Source organism: Aquimarina algiphila (assembly GCF_007489275.1).
GTDB classification, from domain to species: Bacteria; Bacteroidota; Bacteroidia; order Flavobacteriales; family Flavobacteriaceae; genus Aquimarina; species Aquimarina algiphila.
Genome location: NZ_VLNR01000030.1, coordinates 1 through 21915, shown reverse-complemented (window position 1 = coordinate 21915; position 21915 = coordinate 1). Strand labels below are relative to the sequence as shown.

The window sequence follows — 21915 nt, the reverse complement described above, 5'->3', positions numbered from 1 at the left end:
TTCAATATCGTTTTATGCTTGTGCTAGTTTTTCTTCTTCTAATCGTTTTAACGCTTGCTTATATTCCTCTGGGAAAATCTTGATAAATTTTGGTAATTCTTTTTCCCAATTTTCAAGTATTCTCTGTGCCAACGGGCTTAAAGTAGCATTATAATGATTTTCAATTAACGTTTTTAGTTCATCAATATCCTTTTGTTCTATAACAGGATCTAGATTAAGAGATTCTTTATTGCAATGTGCTTCAAACGTCTTTTTGTCATCATAGATATAAGCAATACCTCCAGACATACCTGCTCCAAAGTTTCTACCTACTTCTCCCAGAATTACTGCTACACCACCAGTCATATATTCACATCCATGATCTCCAATTCCTTCTACCACAGCTTTGGCTCCAGAATTACGAACACAGAATCTTTCTCCTGCTTTTCCATTAATGTACACCTCTCCATCTGTAGCTCCATATAATGTTACATTACCCGTAATCACATTATTTTCTGGGGTAATAGTAGCTTCTTCGGGGACTTTAATAATCAATTTAGCTCCAGAAAGCCCTTTCCCCAAATAGTCATTAGTATTTCCATTAACAATCATAGTTAACCCCTTGGTAGCAAAAGCTCCAAAGCTTTGTCCGGCAGCACCAGTAAAATTTAATTTTAAGGTGTTATCTGGTAATCCCTGAGCTCCATATATTTTAGAAATCTCATTACTTAAAATAGCACCTACTGCTCTATCTGTATTACAAATATCAAAATCGAGAGTGATTCTTTCTTTACGGAAAAGCGCTTGATGAGCCTGTTCTATAATTTCGAAATCTATAGATTTTCCAAGACCATGATCTTGTCCTTCTGTATTATAAATTTCTACGCCTTCGGGTGCATCTACCTGGTGTAGAATTGGAGTAAGATCAATTCCAGCTGCTTTATAATGTTCTATTGCCTTGTTATGATTTAACTTGCTAACCTGTCCTACCATTTCATCTATCGTGCGGAAACCAAGCTGTGCCATAATCTCACGTAATTCCTGAGCTACGAAATACATATAATTAACTACATGTTCTGGCTTCCCCTTGAATTTTTTACGCAATTCTGGATTTTGAGTTGCTATTCCAACAGGACACGTATTTAAATGACATACCCTCATCATTACACATCCAGAAGCAACTAACGGAGCTGTTGCAAAACCAAATTCTTCTGCTCCCAACAAACATGCTACAGCAACATCGCGTCCTGTTTTTAATTGTCCATCACATTCGAGTACAATACGGCTACGCAAATTATTCCCAACCAATGTCTGTTGTGCTTCTGCAATACCAAGTTCCCATGGTAATCCTGCATGTTTTAAAGAAGTTAAAGGTGATGCTCCTGTTCCTCCATCAAATCCAGAGATTAATACGACATCAGCTTTGGCTTTAGCCACACCAGCCGCTACGGTACCAACACCTACTTCTGAAACTAATTTTACATTTATTCTAGCATCTCTATTAGCCGATTTTAGGTCATAAATTAGTTGTGATAAATCTTCAATAGAATATATATCATGATGTGGTGGTGGTGAAATCAAACCTACATATGGTGTAGAATTACGAGTTTTGGCTATTTCTGGATTTACCTTTGGTCCTGGTAATTGACCTCCTTCTCCCGGCTTAGCTCCCTGAGCCATTTTAATTTGAATTTCTGCCGCGTTTGTCAAATAATTTGATGATACACCAAATCGTCCAGAAGCAACTTGTTTAATTGCACTATTTTTCCAGTCTCCATTTACATCTTTATAAAAACGTAACGGGTTTTCTCCTCCTTCTCCAGAGTTACTTTTTCCTCCGATACGGTTCATTGCAATGGCTAGATTCTCATGAGCTTCCTTACTAATTGATCCATATGACATTGCTCCCGTTTTAAAACGTTTTACAATTTCTGTCCAAGGTTCTACCTCATCTATCGAAATTGGATCATAATTAGAAAATTCTAACAGACCACGAATTGTCATTAAACTTTTAGACTGCTCATTTATTAATGTTGCATATTCTTTATATGTTTTAGAATCATTGTCACGAACAGATTTTTGTAATTTTGCCACCGACAGTGGGTTAAATTGATGTTTCTCTCCGTTACGTCTCCATCTATATTGCCCTCCTATTTCTAAATCTAAATCTGCTGCCACTTCATGTTCTACATATGCTCTTTTATGGCGCTTTGAGATCTCTTTCTCTATCTCATACAAACCTATACCTTCAATACGTGTTGCTGTATTTGGAAAATATTGATTTACCACTTTGGTGTTAATTCCAATACACTCAAACAATTGTGAACTTCTATACGAATTCAAAGTAGAAATTCCAATCTTATTCATCACTTTCAATATTCCTTTACCAACTGCTTTATTATAGTTGTATATCGCTTCCTCAAAAGTAAGCCCTGAAATATTGTTTTCTTTAATTTGTTCTCCAATAATCTCATTTACCATATATGGATTGATAGCACTTGCTCCATATCCAAACAACAATGCAAAATGGTGTACTTCTCTAGGTTCTGCAGATTCTATAATTATACTAACTTTTGATCGTTTCCCTAATTTTTGTAGACCACTATTTACATAGGAGCAAGCAAGTAAGGCTGGAATTGGAGCTCTATGTTTGCTTACATTTCTATCGGATAGTATTACTACATTAGTGCCATCATTAATTACCTCTGACACATTCTTAAGCAATGCTTCAAGCGCGTCTTCCAGACCATTTAACCCTCTATTAATGTTATATAACATAGGTATAGAAGTTACTTTAAATCCTTTTTCTGTATATGTTTTTATTTTGTCAAGATCCTCTTTGGATATTACAGGGTTCTGAATTTTTAGTTTATTACAGTGTTTCTCATCTATATCAAATATATTATGATCAGATCCTAATGTCAAGCTAATATCGGTAATCATTTCTTCACGAATCCCATCTAATGGAGGATTCGTTACTTGAGCAAATAATTGCTTGAAATAATTATAAATTAATTGAGGACGTTCAGAAAGTACAGCAATGGGCGTATCAGACCCCATAGAACCTATTGGTTCTTTACCTAACTGCCCCATTGGAGCAATAATCGTATCGCTATCTTCTTGCGTATATCCAAATACTCCTTTACGTTTGGCAATAGTTTCTTCTCCCAAAAACAAAGGACAATCATTATAAGGAATATCCTTAAGGTGTACCAGGTTATTATCTAACCATTCTCTATATGGATGTTTCGATGCAATTTCTTCTTTAATCTCTTCATCATTAACAATTCTTCCTTCACCCATATTAACCAGGAACATTTTACCTGGCTCTAATCTACCATGATACTCAATATTACCTGGTTCCAGATCAACAACCCCTGTTTCTGAAGACATGATTACATAACCATCCTTAGTTACACTATAACGAGAGGGTCTCAATCCATTTCTATCCAGTACCGCTCCAATATAATTACCATCGGTAAATGGAATCGAAGCAGGACCATCCCATGGTTCCATTGCACAAGAGTTATATTCATAAAAGGCTTTCTTGGCCTCAGACATTTCTTTATTTTTCTCCCACGCTTCTGGTACCATCATCATCATGACTTCTGGAAGTGATCTTCCTGTCATTAATAACAATTCTACCACCATATCCATAGAAGCTGAATCTGATTTACCTTTTAATACTACAGGAAGTATTTTTTTGATGTCTTCACCAAACCAATCGCTCTTTAATAATTCCTCTCTAGAACGCATTCTGGTAACATTACCCCTTAACGTATTGATCTCTCCATTATGGCACATATACCTGAAAGGTTGTGCTAGATCCCAAGTAGGAAAAGTATTAGTTGAGAATCGTTGATGTACCAAAGCTAATCTTGTTACTACTTTTGGATCCATAAGATCCGTATAGTACAACTTAATATCTTCTGGCATTAATAATCCTTTAAATATTAAAGTCTTTGTAGATAAACTTGGTAGATAAAAGAATTTATTTTCAGAAAGTCTAGAACTATATATAGTATGTTCAGTAATTTTTCTGGCAGTAAATAGTTTTAAGTTAAAATCAAAATAGCTCTGGTCCTTTTTTTCTTTACCTATAAATAATTGTTTAATGTAAGGTTCTGTTGTTGCTGCAATCTCACCCAAATGAATATGATCAACAGGCACATCTCTCCAACCTAATAATACTAATCCTTGATCAGCTATATTTTTCTCAAATGTATCGATGCAGAATTGTCGTTGGTTTTCTTTTTTAGGAAGAAAAACATTACTTACTGCATATTCCCCTGCTTGGGGTAATTCAAAATCACAATGCTCTACAAAAAAGTCATGAGGAATATCAATCAATATACCCGCTCCGTCTCCAGTTTTTCCATCAGCACTTACCGCACCTCGATGTTCTAATTTTTCAAGAATCTCTAATGCTTTATGAATAATATCATTTGACTTTTTTCCTTCTAAACTGCATATGAATCCTGCACCACATGCGTCGTGCTCAAATTCTGGTAAATACATTCCTTGTTTCTTCATACTGTTTTCCGATCTAATTATGAATTCATCATTAATTTAGTATCCATTACAAAATTGAGATGATTACAATGTTTCAAGTTGATGAAATTAACAAATCATTAAGGAACGGAAAAGAAAAAGGAATCATTCGGCTTCACTTTTTTGAGCTCACTAAAAAAAGACCATATTGTATAAAATAATCACAAAATAAGGACTTCTTATTACGAATTTGATAATGCGTTTTTTGTAAAAAACCAATAAAAACAATGTTTTACAAAAAATCATACTCACCTAATTATCAATAAATTACAATGAAAACGTTTTCGTAAAAAATCATTTTCAGCAAGGTATCAAATCACTATTTTTTTTCAAAAAAAAATACGTACCCCTAATTTTTTAGGGGGTAAATATCACAAAATGATAAAAATTACGTGTTTACCCCACAAAATTTGGATGTAAAAAATAAATTCACATATTTTTGAAAAAGATTTAACATTAATTTTAACTTTTATTCTTTATGAAGAAAATAGAAGCAATCATCAGAAGATCCAAATACAGAGTTGTAAAAGAAGCTCTTCATGATAAAGGGGTCACATTCTTCTCTTATTGGGATGTAACTGGTGTAGGAAACGAGCAAAAAGGAAGCGTTTATAGAGGTGTATCTTATAGTACCACCGATATCCAAAGACGATATTTATCTATTATAGTAAATGATGACTTTGAAGAAATAACAATAGCTACCATATTAGAAGCGGCAAAAACCGGAGAAGTTGGAGATGGAAAAATCTTTGTTTCTGAAGTTAATGAAGCCTACAGAATTCGTACTTCAGAAAAAGGTGGGGTAACCTTATCCTAATTTTACTTTTAAAAATAATCAACTTAAAAATTAAAATAAAATTTTATGAACGATATACAACAACAAGAGGTTCAAAAAGCAGTAGAAGCCGCAGTTGAAGGAATCAATGCTGACCTTGGCATATTATGGATTATCATTGCTGCTATTTTGGTATTCTTTATGCAAGCTGGGTTTACCTTAGTTGAAACGGGGTTTACCAGATCTAAAAACGCTGGTAATATAATAATGAAGAATTTTATGGATCTTGCCATTGGTTCTTTAATGTTTTGGGTAGTTGGATATTCTATCATGTATGGTGGAGATACTATCCTTGGAGGTTTCATGAGAGATCCTTCAGATTTAGCTTTCTTTAATAAAGAAGATTGGCATAACTTATTTTTTCAAACCGTATTCTGTGCAACTGCCGCAACCATAGTTTCAGGAGCAATAGCAGGAAGAACAAAATTTTCGACATATTTAATTTTCTCAGCTATTCTAACCACCATTATTTATCCTATTTCAGGTAGTTGGTTATGGCCTTTTGATGATAAAGCTTGGCTTAACAACCTTGGTTTTATTGATTTTGCCGGATCAACAATCGTACATGCTGTAGGTGGATTTGCTGGACTGGTTGCTGCAAAATTAGTTGGACCAAGAATTGGAAAATATGCAGACGGTAAGGTTAATGTTGTTCAAGGACATAACTTGGTATTAGGTGCACTTGGTGTATTCATTCTATGGTTAGGATGGTTTGGATTTAATGGAGGTTCTCAATTAGCTTTTGGCGGCTCTAATTCTGTAGCTGTCGGTAGTGTTATTATCAATACCAACTTAGCAGCTGCTTTGGGAGCTATTACTGCATTGTTCTTTACCTGGATCAAGTACGGTAAACCAGACATCTCTATGACACTTAACGGAGCCCTAGCTGGTTTGGTAGGTATTACTGCAGGCTGTGGTAATGTTAACGCATGGGGAGCACTTGCTATTGGATTAATTTCTGGAATCGTAGTGGTATTATCTATAGAATTTATTGATAAAAAGTTAAAAATTGATGACCCGGTGGGAGCAATATCTGTACACGGTGTTTGTGGTTTCTTAGGAACTGTATTAGTAGGTGTATTTGCTATACCAGGAGATGAGTTTGCCGGAGGATTATTATATGGAGGAGGATTTAAGCAATTAGGTGTTCAAACTTTGGGTTCATTATCCATGATAGGATGGGCTGTGTTAGCTAGTTTTATTGTATTATTCATCTTAAAGAAAACTATAGGATTACGAGTTTCTGAAAAAGAAGAAATTGATGGATTAGATGTTCATGAACATGGAGTAAATGTTTATGGCAGAGATTAATTGAATCAAAAAAACTAATTAAAAAAAGCGGATGATGTATTAAAATCACCCGCTTTTTTTATTATTTAATAATTTGTATTGAAAATGGATAAGATGGGCGTTCTCCTTTATCAGCCTTTACAGCATTAATAATAGGAAATACAAAACATAATACTCCAATTACTGCCAGTCCTAAAGCTCCAAGTCCAAACAAAAATGTTAGTGGAATACAAATAAGTGCGTAGATAAACATGCTTATCTGAAAATTCATAATTGATTTCCCGTGCTCATCCATAGCTAGTACCCTTTCTCGTTGAGTTAACCATAATATAAGAGGTACTATAAACCCTCCAAACCCCGTAACAAGGTCTAATAATTGTGATAAATGTGTAATGACTAATACTGATTTGTCGTCTCTCATGGTTCTTTTTTTTTGGTTGATTGATGATGTAATAATTGCTAAAAATATTAGCAACTTATATTGATATGACGAAAAAAATAGCATTTTGTTACAGTTAGTTTATCAAAAATTATATCACTATATCTTTTAATAAAAAAACACCTCGAGAAAGATCGAGGTGTTTAGTAACTACTAATTTAATGTCTCTAATAAATTATGTTTAATTAACAATCAATTTTTGAGTTTTAGATTCTCCATCACTCCCATCAATTTTAACTAAATAAATACCTACTCCTAAGGATAAGCTACGTGTCGAAACGGTATTAACACCGGGTTGTAGTTCTATTTGAGCTTTTTCACTTCCTAAAATAGTATATATTGTAGCATTAATTCTTCCTTTGGCGTATTCATTAACATACAATGTAAAAACATCCTGAGCTGGATTAGGTGATAATTTTAATCCTGATAAACTTCCTTCGTTCTCATCTCCAAGTATCGGGGTAGCAGATTCTAATTCGGCAATTAAGTTTTCTGCTGTAGCCGATTGTCCGCAAGATCCTTCATACACTTTTACATTACTGAATATAGATGTATTTCCGCTTCCGGCATCATTATCATTAATAAACACCAATCTATCCATACTCCCTGTATAAAAATTACCTACCGGAATTTGGTACGTTCTGGTTCCCGAACCTGGATAATTATCAAAATTACCAACTCCATAGTTTTGTGTACCATAAACTCTAAAGTACCTTGAAGAAGTTAGCGAATTATCATTTTCAAAACCAATTCCATGAATTTCACCTTGAGATGAACCACTAAATTCAAATTCGAGTACTGTATTTGCTGTTACATTATAGTTTAAAGCAATATACTTCCATGTATTATTCTGCAATGACAACGATGCTCCGTTGTTTTGCACTGAAAAGTTACCCGAACTATCTTGATTTGAGAATGAGTTAATTTGAAAATCATCAAAATCTATGGTAGTACAACCTCCTGGAGGAGTAGTTCCTCCTAACCCCATAGCATCCCAAAAATCAGGTATTGTAGCTCTTTCTCCAAAATTAGAACCTCCGGATCCTGTACATCCCCCATAAGCATGAACACCAACTGCGTTTCCTGTTGCTGCATCAATTATTGGACTTCCCGAATTACCACCGGTGGTATCAGTTCTATACCTTACAAAGGTATTATTTACAGAAGATAACGGACCTGTATGAATTTGCTGTGTCTGATTATCTATACCTGTATCTGTACCAAATCCGGTAATTGTAATAGTATTACCTGGATTACTCTGTACAACATTAAATGATTTTCCTTGTGCCTGAATAGGAGTCTGTCCCGTTTGAGAATTTGCGCTAGCCGTAAATACGGCCCAATCTGTTTCTGGTCTACCTCTAACATAATTAGTAACAAAATTACCTATAGGATATTGATCCTCTGGACCTGGATGTACAATAGTACGATCTGGATTAGATTTTGGCACATTAAATTCGATAAGCTGCGCTCTACTACTAACACAATGTCCTGCAGTAACTAATCTACCATTGGTGATAATCCATCCTGTACAACCAATAGGAACTATTCGTCCAATTGCATCATCATTAGAATCTACTCTATCATCTGCAGATCCACATTGAGATTTTGCTCCAGGGTCATTTTCCCCTACTCCTACTTCTACAATATTGAAACCAATCGACTTTTCTCCGGGAGCTACTGTTAGCTTCAATGTAACCTCATCTCCATTAAAATAAGCCGTTGTATTTTTCCAATCTTTAATGGTCGTTGACGTTAATGTTTGTGTAGCACCATCTAATGCAGAAGTAATACTAAGTGTACTATTTTTTCCAAGATTTACATCCTTTAAAAATAAACGTAACCAGGTTGCCCCTTTTTCTGAAATAGTTCGTGTAATAACCTGAGAACTGCTTTTACTTTGAACACCCTCTGATTGCATTCTCATATTGTAGGGTTCATAATGTCTGGGGAGTTCATCTGTTTGCGCCCAATTTATTAAGGGTGAGAGCATAAAAATCATGCAAACCAGAACACCCAGCTTATACAAGAAAAATGGTTTATTAAAATTTATTGAGTTTGTGTTTTTCATAAGAATAAGATTAAGATTAAAAATATATGGGTTAGACATTAAATTTAGTTAGTACATAGATTTTTGCGGTCAAATTAACTACTGCAAACCTGTATTCCACTAACTGGTCAACTCTTTTTAATCAAAAGAAAACCAGTGGTTTTCTCTTATTCTTTTTATTTTCCGAATCGAATAAAATAAGAAGTACTGTCAAAGTACATCTTCATATCCTCTCACAAGATAGAAAAGAAAAACAACTCCTCAAAAAACTTTGACAGGCAAAATTTAAAATACATTTATTAATGTCTATTTTTGCTTTTCGATACGTAAAACATATGATCGCACAAGATACCATAGTTGCATTAGCTACTCCTTCTGGAGCGGGGGCTATAGCTATTATACGTGTTTCAGGGAAAGAAGCAATTACGATATGTTCTCCTCTGTTTCACTCTATTAGTGGAAAAGAATTAAGCTCTCAAAAAAGTCACACTATTCATTTAGGACATATTATTGATGGAGATAAAATTTTGGATGAAGTATTAGTTTCTATTTTTAAAGGAACAAATTCGTATACAGGCGAACCCACTATCGAAATTTCTTGTCATGGTTCTACCTATATCCAACAGGAGATCATTCAATTACTACTGCGTAAAGGGTGCCGAATTGCAAATCCAGGAGAGTTTACTTTACGTGCCTTCATTAATGGTAAATTAGATTTATCCCAGGCAGAAGCCGTTGCTGATCTCATTGCGTCAGATTCTGAAGCTTCTCATCAAATTGCTATGCAACAAATGCGAGGTGGTTTTAGCAACGAAATTAAAAAATTGCGGGATGAACTTCTTAATTTTGCATCACTTATAGAACTAGAGTTAGATTTTGCAGAAGAAGATGTAGAATTTGCTGATCGTACACAATTTAAAGATCTTATCTCAAGAATCACTAACGTTCTAAAAAGGCTTATTGACTCGTTTGCAGTTGGGAATGTTATTAAAAATGGAATTCCTGTAGCCATTGTAGGAGAGCCTAATGTCGGTAAGTCAACATTACTCAATGCTTTACTCAATGAGGAAAGAGCTATTGTTTCTGATATCGCAGGAACAACTCGTGACACTATTGAAGATGAAATTAATATTGGCGGAATCAGTTTTAGATTTATAGATACAGCGGGAATAAGAGATACCAAAGATGTAGTAGAGAGTATCGGTATTAAAAAGACATTTGAAAAGATTGAACAAGCACAAGTAGTGATCTATTTAGTGGATAGTTCACAATTAAACCCAGAAAGTCTTCAGCAATTAAAAACTGAAATTGGGAAGATAAAGAATAAATACCCTCAAAAACCGCTAATCATAGTCGCTAATAAAGTCGATAAATTAGAGAATAATCAAATCAACCATTTGACCTCAGAAATCGAGAATATCCATTTACTTTCGGCCAAGCAAAATACCGGGGTCGAAGAATTACAAAATAAGCTTTTAGATTTTGTCAATACAGGTGCTTTACGTAATAATGAGACTATAGTGACTAACTCTAGACATTATGATGCTTTATTAAAAGCATTAGAAGAAATTCAAAAAGTACAGTACGGTATAGATTCTGGACTTTCTGGAGATCTAATGGCCATAGATATCAGACAAGCTTTATATCATTTTGGTGAAATCACAGGAGAAATTACCAGCGATGATTTATTAGGTAATATTTTTGCTAATTTCTGCATCGGGAAGTAAAATTGTTTTCCTTTTGTTTCCTTTTTTTGACTAAGCTCTATTTTAAAGGCTTTATAGGAAGTTTAGAACTTTTTTGTTTTCTTTTATTTTCCTTTTTTTGTCTTATTTTTGTTACCAATTTGCTACTCAAGTTACATTTTAGAGGAAAGTGACAAATTTTGCGTCTCGTTTATGGAAATAAAGTTAAGAAAGAAAAAAATTAAAAATGGAAGATATAGTCTCTATTTAGAATATTACAAAGGTTATATTCTTAAAAATGGCAAACCACATAACCTCAAAGAATATGAGTTTCTAAAACTTTATGTCTATGCCGATCCTAAAACGCAAAAAGAAAAATTAGTCAATAAGGAAAACTACGGACTTGCTGAAAGTATTCTTGCCATTAAGAAATCTGATCTAATTAAAGGGAAGCATGGTATTGCAAACACCAGAAAGAAAAAAGTGCGTTTCCTTGACTTCTATAAAAAGGTAAAAAATGATCGGATGGATTCCCAAGCCAATTATGATAACTGGGATGCGGCGCAGAAGCATCTAGAAAAATATTGTCCGGCAAACCTATCTTTCCAAGATATAGATAAAGAATTTGTTCTGGGTTTTAAAAAATACCTTGATAGTGAAGCAAAAACTAAAAGTGATACATCTCTCGCTCAGAATTCGAAATACACATATTTTAATAAGTTTAGAGCTGCTTTGAAACAAGCTTATGAAGAAGATTATCTTCATGACAATGTAGTAAAGGGCGTTAATGGGTTTGAGCAAGGAGAGACAAAAAGGGAATACCTGACCTTATCGGAACTCCAAAACCTTTCTAAAGCAGAATGTAAACATAAAATGCTAAAAAAAGCATTTCTATTCAGTTGTATGACCGGTCTGAGGTGGAGTGATATAAATAAAATGCTATGGTCTGAAGTACGCGATGAGGATGAAGGTTCCAGGATTATATTTAAACAGTATAAGACCGATGGCCTAGAATATTTATACATTTCTGAAGAGGCGAGAGAACTTTTAGGGGAAAGACAGGGAATGAATGACAGAGTTTTTGTTGGGCTGAAATATGGAGCTCATTTTAATGCTGAAATATTGAGATGGTGTATGCGAGCAGGCATTACAAAGCATATTACTTTTCATAGCGCAAGGCATACCAATGCTGTTTTATTATTAAGTCACGGAGCAGATATATACACCGTTTCAAAATTATTAGGGCATAGAGAGATCAGAACCACACAGATTTATGCAAAAATAGTAGACCAAAAGGCAAAAGAAGCCTCTACATTAATACCACGAATAACAATAAAATAAATATTTGACCTTGAGATTTTTTTTTAAACAAATCGTAAATATTACAAATAGGAATATTTTAAGCTTAAGCCGCACTAAACAAAGGTTCCTGAGCGAATACGTAACTAAAACTTTCTTGTTTTTTCTTGATTCGGTCTTACTTTTTCTTATAGTTTATCTTATTATCGGATTGGTTCAATTTGATTCAATAATTTTAAAAGTGTTCTGTACTTTATTTGTATTGTTAGCCCTTTATCTCTTTTTCTTATTTTTTAGTTTGTTGTATTATGAGTTCTTTCCTGAATATAGAAAGAACGACTTAATCGCTTTCCATGAAAATTTTTCTATTCCTAAAGAAAAAAATCATCATAATTTTAATATTTCCATCTCAGATTTTCAATTGAGAAAGTTATACAATGAATTGGTCAGATACCAGTTCATAATTGATAACTTAACATCTTATGAGGATTTTTATAATGTCCTAAAAAAGAATTGGCACTCACATAATTCTCTTTTATACTTTAATTTTGATGCTCCCAGCTGCAGAGAATTTTTTGAAAACCTAAAAGCTAACTATTCCCAAAGCAAATTGTCAATGATCGATTTTTTTGATAGATCCAATCTTATTAAGAGGGCAGACGGAAAAAATTACAATTACAATACCATCCGCAATTCAAAAATCAGAACACCTATTTCTAGCAAGAGCGAAATGATCAAATCGATATTCTTTGCCCTACACCTATAACAATGCAAACATTTAATCTAAATATGTGTGCATTGTGTGCAATGTATACTTTCCTTTAGTATGCTTATTCTAGGTTTGTCCCGAATTCAATAGTCAACGACAAGCGCTTGTCCATTTATCAATCTCATAAAATATACAAATGGACAAATTTCAAATCCAATTGGACAGAATAGAAAAACTATTACTGTTGAATAAGAATATTCTCAACTTTCAAGAGGCATGCTTATATACGGGTATCAAGGAAAGTTATATGTACAAACTTACCTCAGGGAATGTTATTCCGCATTCAAAACCTAACGGTAAGCTCATTTTCTTTGAGAAAACCGATATCGATTCCTGGTGTCTCAAAAACAAAACTCTACCTGAAGAAGCTTATGAAGCTGAAGCACTGAAATATGTATTGAGCAAATCCTGAAATCTAACATGAAAGATACATATTCATTCAATAGCACCGTTTCTGAAGAAATCGAACCAGTAAGACATTACAAAGGGAAAAAACACAGTGACATTGTAAATTTCCCGATAGCACTACGACGGGAAATTCTTTCCCCTCTTACTAACAAAAAGCTTCTTACCGCACCGATTACGACGGCTAGAATTATTTTCAAGATACTCAACGATTTGAGTTATGACCAATTCCAAGTTAAGAGGAACAAAGGCCAACTTTCCCTATTTGATAAGGATTTCATGACCAAGCACAATACCTACGCAAGATTTACCTATAAAGTTTCCGATATTGACAAAAACCTAAATTATCGCCAGGTGGAGAAAGGTCTTGAGTTTTTGGAAGAACTTGAAAAAGGTTGGCATAAAGCAAAGAACCTCCGGGGAAAAACCATTCGTTCCTATGGAGGTGTAATCAGTAACGCCAATATATCGAAAGGAGAAATTTCATTCTTGATGTCCAGCTATTGGATCGAAAAGTTTTTAAAAATCTGTTCTTACAATCCCGTTTTTTTTGATACAGCCTGGGAGCTCTCAAAAATGAAACAAGTTCTGTTTTACCTATGGCTCCTGGAACTTCCCGAAAAGGGAACCAAGGTAAAGCTCGAAAATCTCCAGGAAGCCTATGACTACTCATACAAAGATGCAAACACATTCAATAAGAGTGTATTAAAACCCCTAAGAGCGAAACTTGACAGAAGCTCCAATGTATCCTTCAACAGTTCGGTAAAAGGCAATTTAATTAACATAAAACCCTACTATACAAAGGACATTGACCTTAATCTAAGGAAAGAAACCTTTACCAGACAGCATATTACCCAAAAACTCCATTATTGGAAAACAAGACACGAACTTTCTTCCAATGATATCGATATCTTAAAGAGTTTGATCAACATTGAGAAGAGTACATTTAGATTGTTTGTCAAAGCTTATGATTCCTTCATCAGAAATTGCCGGATAAACAAAAAAAAGGCGACTAACCATACTGGAAAAGAATTCATAAAACTATTTCAGGAAAGAATAATAGAAGAATACAAGAGCTCTGCATGGGCCGAAATGAAAGGAGCCCAAAATGCATATCCAGTCATTACCCCGACGAACCTAGAAATTTGATTTGACTTTTGTTTTTAATGTTCAATTTTAAAACAACTATAATTCCTCCAATGTTTAGAACAGTATATTAAAAAATACGATGATAATGAAGTTGAAAGAAGGGGTCTGGAGGGGGACTGATAACTTATCCTTTTTGTTAACAACCTGACTTTCTCTTTATTTTTCACTATGCTGCCGGTTTTAAGTTTTGTTTATAAATGCTATAGGATGTTCATTATACAAGTTTTGATATCTACATTCTTTGTTATAACCAGGTTTTTATCCCTTGGAGCATTGCAAACCATCATCAGATGGGAACAAATATACATGTTCATATTTCAGATTTTGCCAAAGGCGTTCAATAAAAATATTGTCAATGACCCTTCCTTTGTCATCCATGCTTAATCAGATATTTTGGTCCTTGGTTACATAGGTACTAAATTCCAGAGCGGTAAACCGGTTTCCTTGATCTGTGTTTAAAACTTCTGGAGTACCATACTTTTCAATAGCAGTACCCAGAGTTTGTTTGCATCACTCAGCAATCATGGTGTTGAATAATAGCCATCCGACTATAAAACGACTGTATAGGTCAATGGTGGCAACCAAATACAGCCCCCTTTTTATAGAGATATAAGTGATACCCATGCCCATACTTGATTGGAATGTTCGACCTTAAGGTTTTTCAGCAGATAGGTATAAATCTTATGAAGCTCTCCTTTACCTCGTCTAGAAGTATTAGGTTTTGGACCAATAGCACTAGTGATCATCAATTTGTAAAGACACACTATGCGTTTATAATTGATTTGATACCCTTTATCTTTTTGTAACCATGCTTTCATTCTAGGAACTCCTAACCAAGGATGTGCATATGTTTTCATCGATCAAGCGCATCAACCCTAGGTTTAAATCCGAATCACCTATGGATTTATGATACAATCCACTGCGGTAGATTCTAAGCAGTTCATACTGATGAACAGCACTTAACTTGTGCGCCTTATCAACATGCTATCTACGTTGTTGTATACTCTCTTTCATGACAAGGCATTCTTTAAAAATAAACCTCTACCTTTTGCCGCCCAATAGTTTTCAACAAACGTTTTTCCCTTTCTTAGACTTCATTCTTTTTAGGTTTAGAAGTTTTGGTGAAAATGCCTTCAGCATTTTTCAGAAACTCTTTTCCATGAGGTGATTTGCTGTGGGGCAACAGTAAAACGTTGAGACAACTCATTGGTTGTCTCTCGTTCTTTCAAAGCTTCTAAAACAACTTTCGTCTTGAACTTTGCAGTAAACTTTGAACTTAACTTATTGCCCTAATTTCCGGGGGAATTATATATTTAATGTAAAAGCAAAGTAATAGAACAGTAACCGTTGTATTTTTGGTCAAATACTAAAAAAGTGTAGTTTTTTCTTTATTTGAGAACTTAAAAAAAGAAAAAAAATATATAAATTAGCTTAACTAGTTTAATCTCACCTTCAAAGAGATTTGCTCTAAAAAGTAAAAAGCTAGTAAAAACAACTAAGTTAACAATCTTATACCAATATAAGCATTCAAAAGAATTGATTTTTTTATATTTAATACTGTATAGTTAAAAAACTATTTTTTTGGCTAGATTTAATGATAAATTAAAAAAACATAAAAAATATTCATTGTATTAAATCAAAAAGCAAGGTAAATTTTAATAGATTATTTAAACATTAATAACCAAATTTAATGCCTTTTAGACAATTAATAATTTTTTATTTTTACGTAAAGCGCTCAAAACCTATAATAATAGAATTGAATAAATATTTTTTATGACACATACTCTTAAGGACCTTAATTTTTGGACTCATTTCATTAAAAATCATTGGGAGAAAACCCCTCTATCCATAAATGATCTTTTTGAAAAACCTCCTATAGACGAAGATTTATTATTTAAATCTGTAATTAATTGTTTACAACAAAACCGAGAACCTGTATTCTGCATGCTATGGTTAGATTCTGGAAAGGAAAAATATTATACAGATCACCCTCTTTACCCTAGAATTGATGATAAAGACTTTTTAAGTTATCACCAACGTGTCTCAGAAATACTCGAAGGGAAAAATTATACTTTAATCATAAACAGATTAGAAGCTCAAAACTTTTCATTATGGAACTTTGGAAGAGATTTTTTGTACGAATTATATAAAAATGTAGGGTTCAACAAAATAGGAACAGTTACAAATCTTTTCATTGGAAATTGTAAAACCCCTTTCGGTATTCATCAAGATTTTGAAAAAGACAGTGTTTTTCATATTCCAGTAATAGGGAGAAAAGGGATGAGATTTTGGCCTAAAAATTACATAGAAGATCATCCAAATTTAACTAAGAAAGAAGAATATTCTAACTTTATTAAAGATTCGATTTTAATGGAAGCTGAACCAGGAGGATTTATTTATTGGCCTTCGGAATTATGGCATTGTAGTGAAAAAGTTGATGAATTCTCAGTTTCATTAGCTTTAGCATTAACTTGTAAAAAAAACATTCTAACATCTTTACTTGCATTAATTGCAAAAAAATCGGGAAATACAACAGGAGTATTCCCGAAAGATTCTTTACCATTTCCTAAAAATCCTCATAAAAATATGTTAACTATTCCAGAGGAGATTAGTCTTGCCCAAAATATTATTCAAAATGCAACTTCTGAAGTTTCGATTTTGAAAGAGTGGTCTAAATTAGTTACTGGGTTTAATTTTACGTTTCCACCTGAACCTTTAGAAGCATTAATAAATCCTATTTCCGAAATTTCAGAAGTTTCTCTCACTAATATCAAATTTCCAATAATTTGCATCCATATTGAGGTTGATATCGGCATTGCTGCTAATGGACATTTTTATCAAATTAATTATAGCTCGGAAATTCACAAAATAATTCTTCAAATAAATAGTGGAAAAAAAATAAGTGTCACTAATTTAATTCAAACTTATAAAAATGTCCAAAAAAATATCATAATTGATCTTCTTACGTGGCTAAATAGAGTAAGAGCAATAGAAATATTATAATCTAACTTTATTAAATAATGAAAAATAAAAAACCTATTTATGTTTTAGGTACAGGATTATCACCTCATGATGGTTCAGCCTGTTTACTTAAAGATGGAGAGATCGTTGTTGCTATAGAAAAGGAACGATTAACAAGAAAAAAACATGATGGTGCTAATGATAATCTAGCAATTAATTACTGTCTTAATTCTGAAGGTATTAAAATTAATGATTTAACCTTAATTGTCCAATGTGGAGATTCTCACATATATCTTGAAGATTATCACAAAATGTGGGGAGGAAATGGGAAAAGGTTAATAACAAAAGGTGAGCATAATGTACCTATTATAAGTATTTCACATCACTTGGCACATGCTTACAATGCTATAGGTTTAGCCCCATTTGACGAAATGGCAATATGCATTATAGATGGATTTGGTCAATCCATGAAGTATTGTATAGATCTCCAAGGAGAGATATTTCCTAAAAAAGTTAGCAATGATTTTTTAAATGTACTTTTTGAAAAAGATAGTTTTTATTTCTATTCTAAAGATGGAATGAAAACTATCTTTAAAGATTTTTCATGTAGAAAAGATTTCCCTCATCTTTCAATGTTTCCATTTTTTGTAGATCATTCTATAGGAGACTTGTATGAACAAGCCAGCACATATTGCCTAGGTAATAGATCAAATGAAATGTTTAGGCAAGCAGGAAAACTAATGGGATTGGCACCTTATGGAAATCCTAAAACTTATCAAACTAAAATTTTCCAATTTGAAAATGGTAGAGTTTTTGTAAAGGATGACTGGCAAAAAAAATTTGATAAACCTTGTTTGGATTACGAAGATTTTAAGAATCGTTTTCAGTATTTTGCCGACATTGCTTATTGGATACAAAAAGAAACTGAAAATGCAATTCTAAATTTGCTAAATGAAAGATTTAAAATTTGTAACGTTAAAAACCTAGCATATTCTGGTGGTTTAGCTTTGAATGCAGTAATTAACGCAAAAATCTTAGATAGTACCCCATTTGAAAATCTATATGTTACACCTGCTGCTGGAGATAATGGTCTTGCTATTGGTTGTGCCTATTATGGCTGGTTAGAAATTTTAAAAAATCCTCGCAAAAAAAACAATGGTAATACTTGCTTTGGAAAAATTTATTCTTCGGAGGAAATTCAAAGTGCTATTAATAATTTCTTTTTCACAGACAATATTAATAACGACAAAATTATTGATAACTTTTTTAACGTAATCTCTGAATGTATAATTCCAAAACACTTACCTAAGTCAGACTTCATTTTTCAAATTAAAATAAAAGAATATCGTATATACAATCTTGTATTTAATGATAAAAAATGTGATGTTTTGAAAGAAATAACACAAAAACCACTAGGAGTGATTTCTATATCCAGTTCGGATTTTATAAAATGGATGTTAGGCTCAATTACTATACCCGATCTTATAACTAATCACAAATTAATAGTAGAAGGTGATATTCCAAATATGGAACATAGTTTAGATAAGAATAAGGCCGAATCAATAATGGTAAAATTATTGAATAATTTTAGTACAAATAACCAAAATGTTCAATATACCAAAGAGAAAGACATTATTTCTATAACAGCAGACTTATTAGCTGCCGGCTATACCATTGGATGGTTTCAAGAAGGAAGTGAATTTGGTCCTAGAGCTTTAGGACATCGAAGTATTTTGGCCGATCCTAGACGTACTGACATTAAAGATTTTATTAATTCCAAAGTTAAGTTTCGAGAAGATTTTCGGCCATTTGCTCCCTCAGTATTACTTGAAGACGTTCAAAATTATTTTCGCTTTCAAGGAGAAAGTCCTTATATGCTCATGATAGCACAAGTTCAACCAGAATGGAGAGAAAAAATTCCTGGGGTAGTGCATGAGGATGGTTCTTGTAGAATTCAAACAGTTACTGAAAACTGGAATAAAAAATATTACAAACTTCTTAACAAATTCAAAGAAAAAACAGGTATAGGAGTACTACTAAACACCTCTTTCAATCGCAGGAAAATGCCTATAGTCGAGACTCCGAATGAAGCTCTTAATTTTTTTTATGAATGTGACTTGGATTTTCTTGTCATGGGTGATTTTTTAATAAGAAAATGAATATTGAAAATAAAATAGTTTGGATAACCGGTTCATCTTCCGGAATTGGGAAAGCTCTAGCATTCGAATTTATTAATGCAGGAGCGAACGTAATTCTTTCTGCAAGAAGAGAAGAGGAATTAAAAAAAGTAGCTAAAAACTCTAAATCTCGCAGAAAAAACATTTTAATCCTTCCTTTTGATCTTGAGAATATTGAAGATTTTCCTGATAAAGTTGAGAAAGTAGTTCAAAAATTTGGTAGAATTGATATATTAATTAATAATGCAGGTATTGGACATCGAACAAAAACATTGGATACTCCAAATGAAATTGAAAGGAAAATAATGGAAGTAAACTTTTTTGGTACAATTAATTTAACCAAACTAGTCGCAAAGAAAATGCAACTGAAAAAAAAAGGTAAAATTGTTGTAATATCAAGTATTTTAGGTAAACTCGGTTTTCCTTTTCATTCTACCTATTCAGCCTCTAAATTTGCTCTACAAGGATATTTTGAATCCTTGCGAATGGAGTTATATAAGGATAACATCCACATATTAATTGTAAGTCCCGGGTTTATAAACACAGGTATAGGTGAACGATTAATTACAGAAAGTGGAGAAGTACAAGGAAATCCTACCGGAGAAGAAAGACAATTTGGAATGGCTACGGATCGCTGTGCCAAAGAAGTAATTAGAGCAATTAAAAAAGACGTTGATCATAAATTCGTTGGAGGGCCCGAAATTAGTTGGGTATTTAAACGACAATTCTTTCCAAAACGTTTTTTTAAAAATATTCGTAAAGCCTTTAAATTAGAATAAAAAACAACCAAAACTAACTTAATACTAAACGATCATCGTGATATGAATTTCAATTATTTTTCAACTAATTCAATGGGTAAATTATCTGGATCAAATATAAACGTGAATCTCTTATTCTTTATGTTATCAATTCTTACTTCCTCAACTTTAACTCCTTTTCTTTTCAAAACTTTTAGCGTTAAATTAAAATCATCCACTTCAAAAGCAAGATGCCTTAGCCCAACTGCTTCAGGTCCTGAAATTCGTTTCGGTGGATTAGGAAAAGAAAAGAGTTCTATCACATATAACCCATTTAATGATAGTTCTAATTTGTATGATTGTCTTCCTTTTCTATATATTTCATTCATTATCTTGAAACCCAAAAGATCAATATAAAAAGCTTTTGATTCTTCGTAATTACTGCATATTATTGCAACGTGATGAACTTTATTTAATTTAATCATTTTCAACAAAACAAATGACTTTTATCTTTCATAATAAAGTCAGTTAATATTTATTTTTTGACGGTAATTTTAATTAATAATTTTAAAATTATCATATTGATTACCTTTTTTTCCTTTGTTTTTATTTTGATTAAAAATATAACTAAACGACAAATTTATTTGACGAATCCTATTTTGTAATTCCAAATCTCTAGTAAAGTCCGAACCAAAAGATGTTACCTTCCGTACCCCAGAATTAAAAACATCATTTATATTAAATGTCAATAATCCACGCTGATTAAACAAATCAATGCTTAAACCAGCATTCATTTGATATATCCCTTTTCTTTTATATTGACCTGTTTCTATTGGACCTCTATAATTATTCTGGACCTGTAACTTAAAATAATCCAAAAAACTAATTGTCGTATTGTATCTGCCATAGATTAAAACGCCTTCTCCATCAAAACTTGCTCCTCTAAAAGACCCTACTTGTTTAAAACCATTAAAGGTAAACTCAAGATACATATTCCACCAAGGAAAAGGTTTATATGATACTCCCATTTCTAATCCAAAAGCATTATATTGACCTATATTTGCAATTGTTGACACAAATACTTCTCTGGTCTCATTATCAATTGTTACAGTTTGTTTTTCAACAAAAAACTCCATTTCATCTGATGTTCCCCTATAATACAATGTTGGATTAATACTCAATTTTTTGGAAATCTTATAATTATAATTTAATTCGGATAAGTTGGTATACGATGGATCTATTTCCGGATTACCTGAAAACACATTTCTTTCATCAGTAAATGATGAAAATGGAATAATCATCCAGTTTCTGGGTCTATTGATCCTTCTAGATAACGACAATTGAAATTTATGATGGTCATTAATGGTATATCGGAAAAAAGCAGAAGGAAATAAATCCGAATATCTTTTTTGATTTACAAAATCCCTTCTTTTTGACTCTAGATTAATATTAGTAATCTCAGTGGAAATTCTTGCCAAACTGACCCACCTATTCCTATTATATTGACCCAGTAAATCCTATTTAAACTGACCCACCTATTCTTGTTTAAATTGACCCACCCCCAAAAGTGTGTGTATTAAATAACTTGT

At 32.9% G+C, this 21915-nt stretch carries 15 protein-coding genes and 1 pseudogene; 9 read left to right on the top strand and 7 right to left on the bottom strand.

The features are described 5' to 3' along the window. Positions 1-12: 12 nt before the first annotated feature. Positions 13-4512 carry a glutamate synthase large subunit gene (gene gltB, locus FOF46_RS14975; protein ID WP_143917017.1) on the bottom strand — a complete coding sequence of 1500 codons (4500 nt, stop codon included), beginning with the start codon at positions 4510-4512 and terminating at the stop codon, positions 13-15. 496 nt (positions 4513-5008) lie between these two features. Between gltB and FOF46_RS14970 the strand changes: the two genes are divergently transcribed. Beyond that, a complete protein-coding gene (locus FOF46_RS14970) occupies positions 5009-5347 on the top strand; it encodes a P-II family nitrogen regulator (protein ID WP_109438550.1) in 339 nt (112 codons plus the stop codon). Between the two features lie 45 nt (positions 5348-5392). Next, positions 5393-6676, top strand: coding sequence for an ammonium transporter (locus FOF46_RS14965; protein ID WP_109438549.1), 1284 nt, complete (start codon positions 5393-5395; stop codon positions 6674-6676). A 61-nt stretch (positions 6677-6737) separates the two neighbouring features. On the opposite strand, the gene FOF46_RS14960 is transcribed toward FOF46_RS14965, so the two are convergent. Next, on the bottom strand, positions 6738-7076 hold the full coding sequence (locus FOF46_RS14960) for a DUF4870 domain-containing protein (RefSeq protein WP_143917016.1): 339 nt from the start codon (positions 7074-7076) through the stop codon (positions 6738-6740). A 199-nt stretch (positions 7077-7275) separates the two neighbouring features. After that, entirely contained in the window at positions 7276-9165 is a 1890-nt protein-coding gene (locus FOF46_RS14955) for a trypsin-like peptidase domain-containing protein (protein WP_167571855.1), read from the bottom strand. A 314-nt stretch (positions 9166-9479) separates the two neighbouring features. Between FOF46_RS14955 and mnmE the strand changes: the two genes are divergently transcribed. From mnmE to FOF46_RS14935, 4 genes are all read left to right on the top strand, one after another. Next, positions 9480-10871, top strand: coding sequence for a tRNA uridine-5-carboxymethylaminomethyl(34) synthesis GTPase MnmE (mnmE, locus tag FOF46_RS14950; protein WP_143917014.1), 1392 nt, complete (start codon positions 9480-9482; stop codon positions 10869-10871). 171 nt (positions 10872-11042) lie between these two features. Beyond that, positions 11043-12170, top strand: coding sequence for a site-specific integrase (locus FOF46_RS14945; RefSeq protein ID WP_143917013.1), 1128 nt, complete (start codon positions 11043-11045; stop codon positions 12168-12170). An 863-nt stretch (positions 12171-13033) separates the two neighbouring features. Next, the gene (locus FOF46_RS14940; protein WP_143917012.1) at positions 13034-13309 is read left to right on the top strand and encodes a helix-turn-helix domain-containing protein; all 276 of its coding nucleotides are present in this window, start codon (positions 13034-13036) and stop codon (positions 13307-13309) included. A gap of 8 nt (positions 13310-13317) precedes the next feature. Beyond that, on the top strand, positions 13318-14451 hold the full coding sequence (locus FOF46_RS14935) for a hypothetical protein (RefSeq protein WP_143917011.1): 1134 nt from the start codon (positions 13318-13320) through the stop codon (positions 14449-14451). A 599-nt stretch (positions 14452-15050) separates the two neighbouring features. On the opposite strand, the gene FOF46_RS14930 is transcribed toward FOF46_RS14935, so the two are convergent. Continuing rightward, entirely contained in the window at positions 15051-15308 is a 258-nt protein-coding gene (locus tag FOF46_RS14930; RefSeq protein ID WP_143917010.1) for a transposase, read from the bottom strand. Between the two features lie 276 nt (positions 15309-15584). After that, positions 15585-15713, bottom strand: a pseudogene (locus FOF46_RS33075) (hypothetical protein); the annotation flags it as partial. Positions 15714-16395: 682 nt separating this feature from the next. On the opposite strand from FOF46_RS33075, the gene FOF46_RS14925 reads away from it, so the two are divergent. Genes FOF46_RS14925 through FOF46_RS14915 form a run of 3 tightly spaced genes read left to right on the top strand, consistent with a single transcriptional unit; the run spans position 16396 to position 20368 of the window. Further along, positions 16396-17454, top strand: a complete 1059-nt coding sequence (locus tag FOF46_RS14925) for a hypothetical protein (protein WP_143917009.1) — start codon at positions 16396-16398, stop codon at positions 17452-17454. Positions 17455-17471: 17 nt separating this feature from the next. Next, positions 17472-19571 carry a carbamoyltransferase family protein gene (locus FOF46_RS14920; protein ID WP_143917008.1) on the top strand — a complete coding sequence of 700 codons (2100 nt, stop codon included), beginning with the start codon at positions 17472-17474 and terminating at the stop codon, positions 19569-19571. After that, complete coding sequence (locus FOF46_RS14915) at positions 19568-20368, top strand: SDR family NAD(P)-dependent oxidoreductase (protein ID WP_143917007.1); 801 nt, start codon at positions 19568-19570, stop codon at positions 20366-20368. The genes FOF46_RS14920 and FOF46_RS14915 overlap by 4 nt, the downstream gene beginning before the upstream one ends. Positions 20369-20421: 53 nt before the next feature. Here the strand turns inward: FOF46_RS14915 and gloA2 are convergent, their stop codons facing one another. Beyond that, entirely contained in the window at positions 20422-20811 is a 390-nt protein-coding gene (gene gloA2 / locus FOF46_RS14910; RefSeq protein WP_143917006.1) for an SMU1112c/YaeR family gloxylase I-like metalloprotein, read from the bottom strand. Positions 20812-20880: 69 nt separating this feature from the next. Continuing rightward, positions 20881-21804, bottom strand: coding sequence for an outer membrane beta-barrel family protein (locus FOF46_RS14905; protein WP_167571852.1), 924 nt, complete (start codon positions 21802-21804; stop codon positions 20881-20883). Positions 21805-21915: the final 111 nt, after the last annotated feature.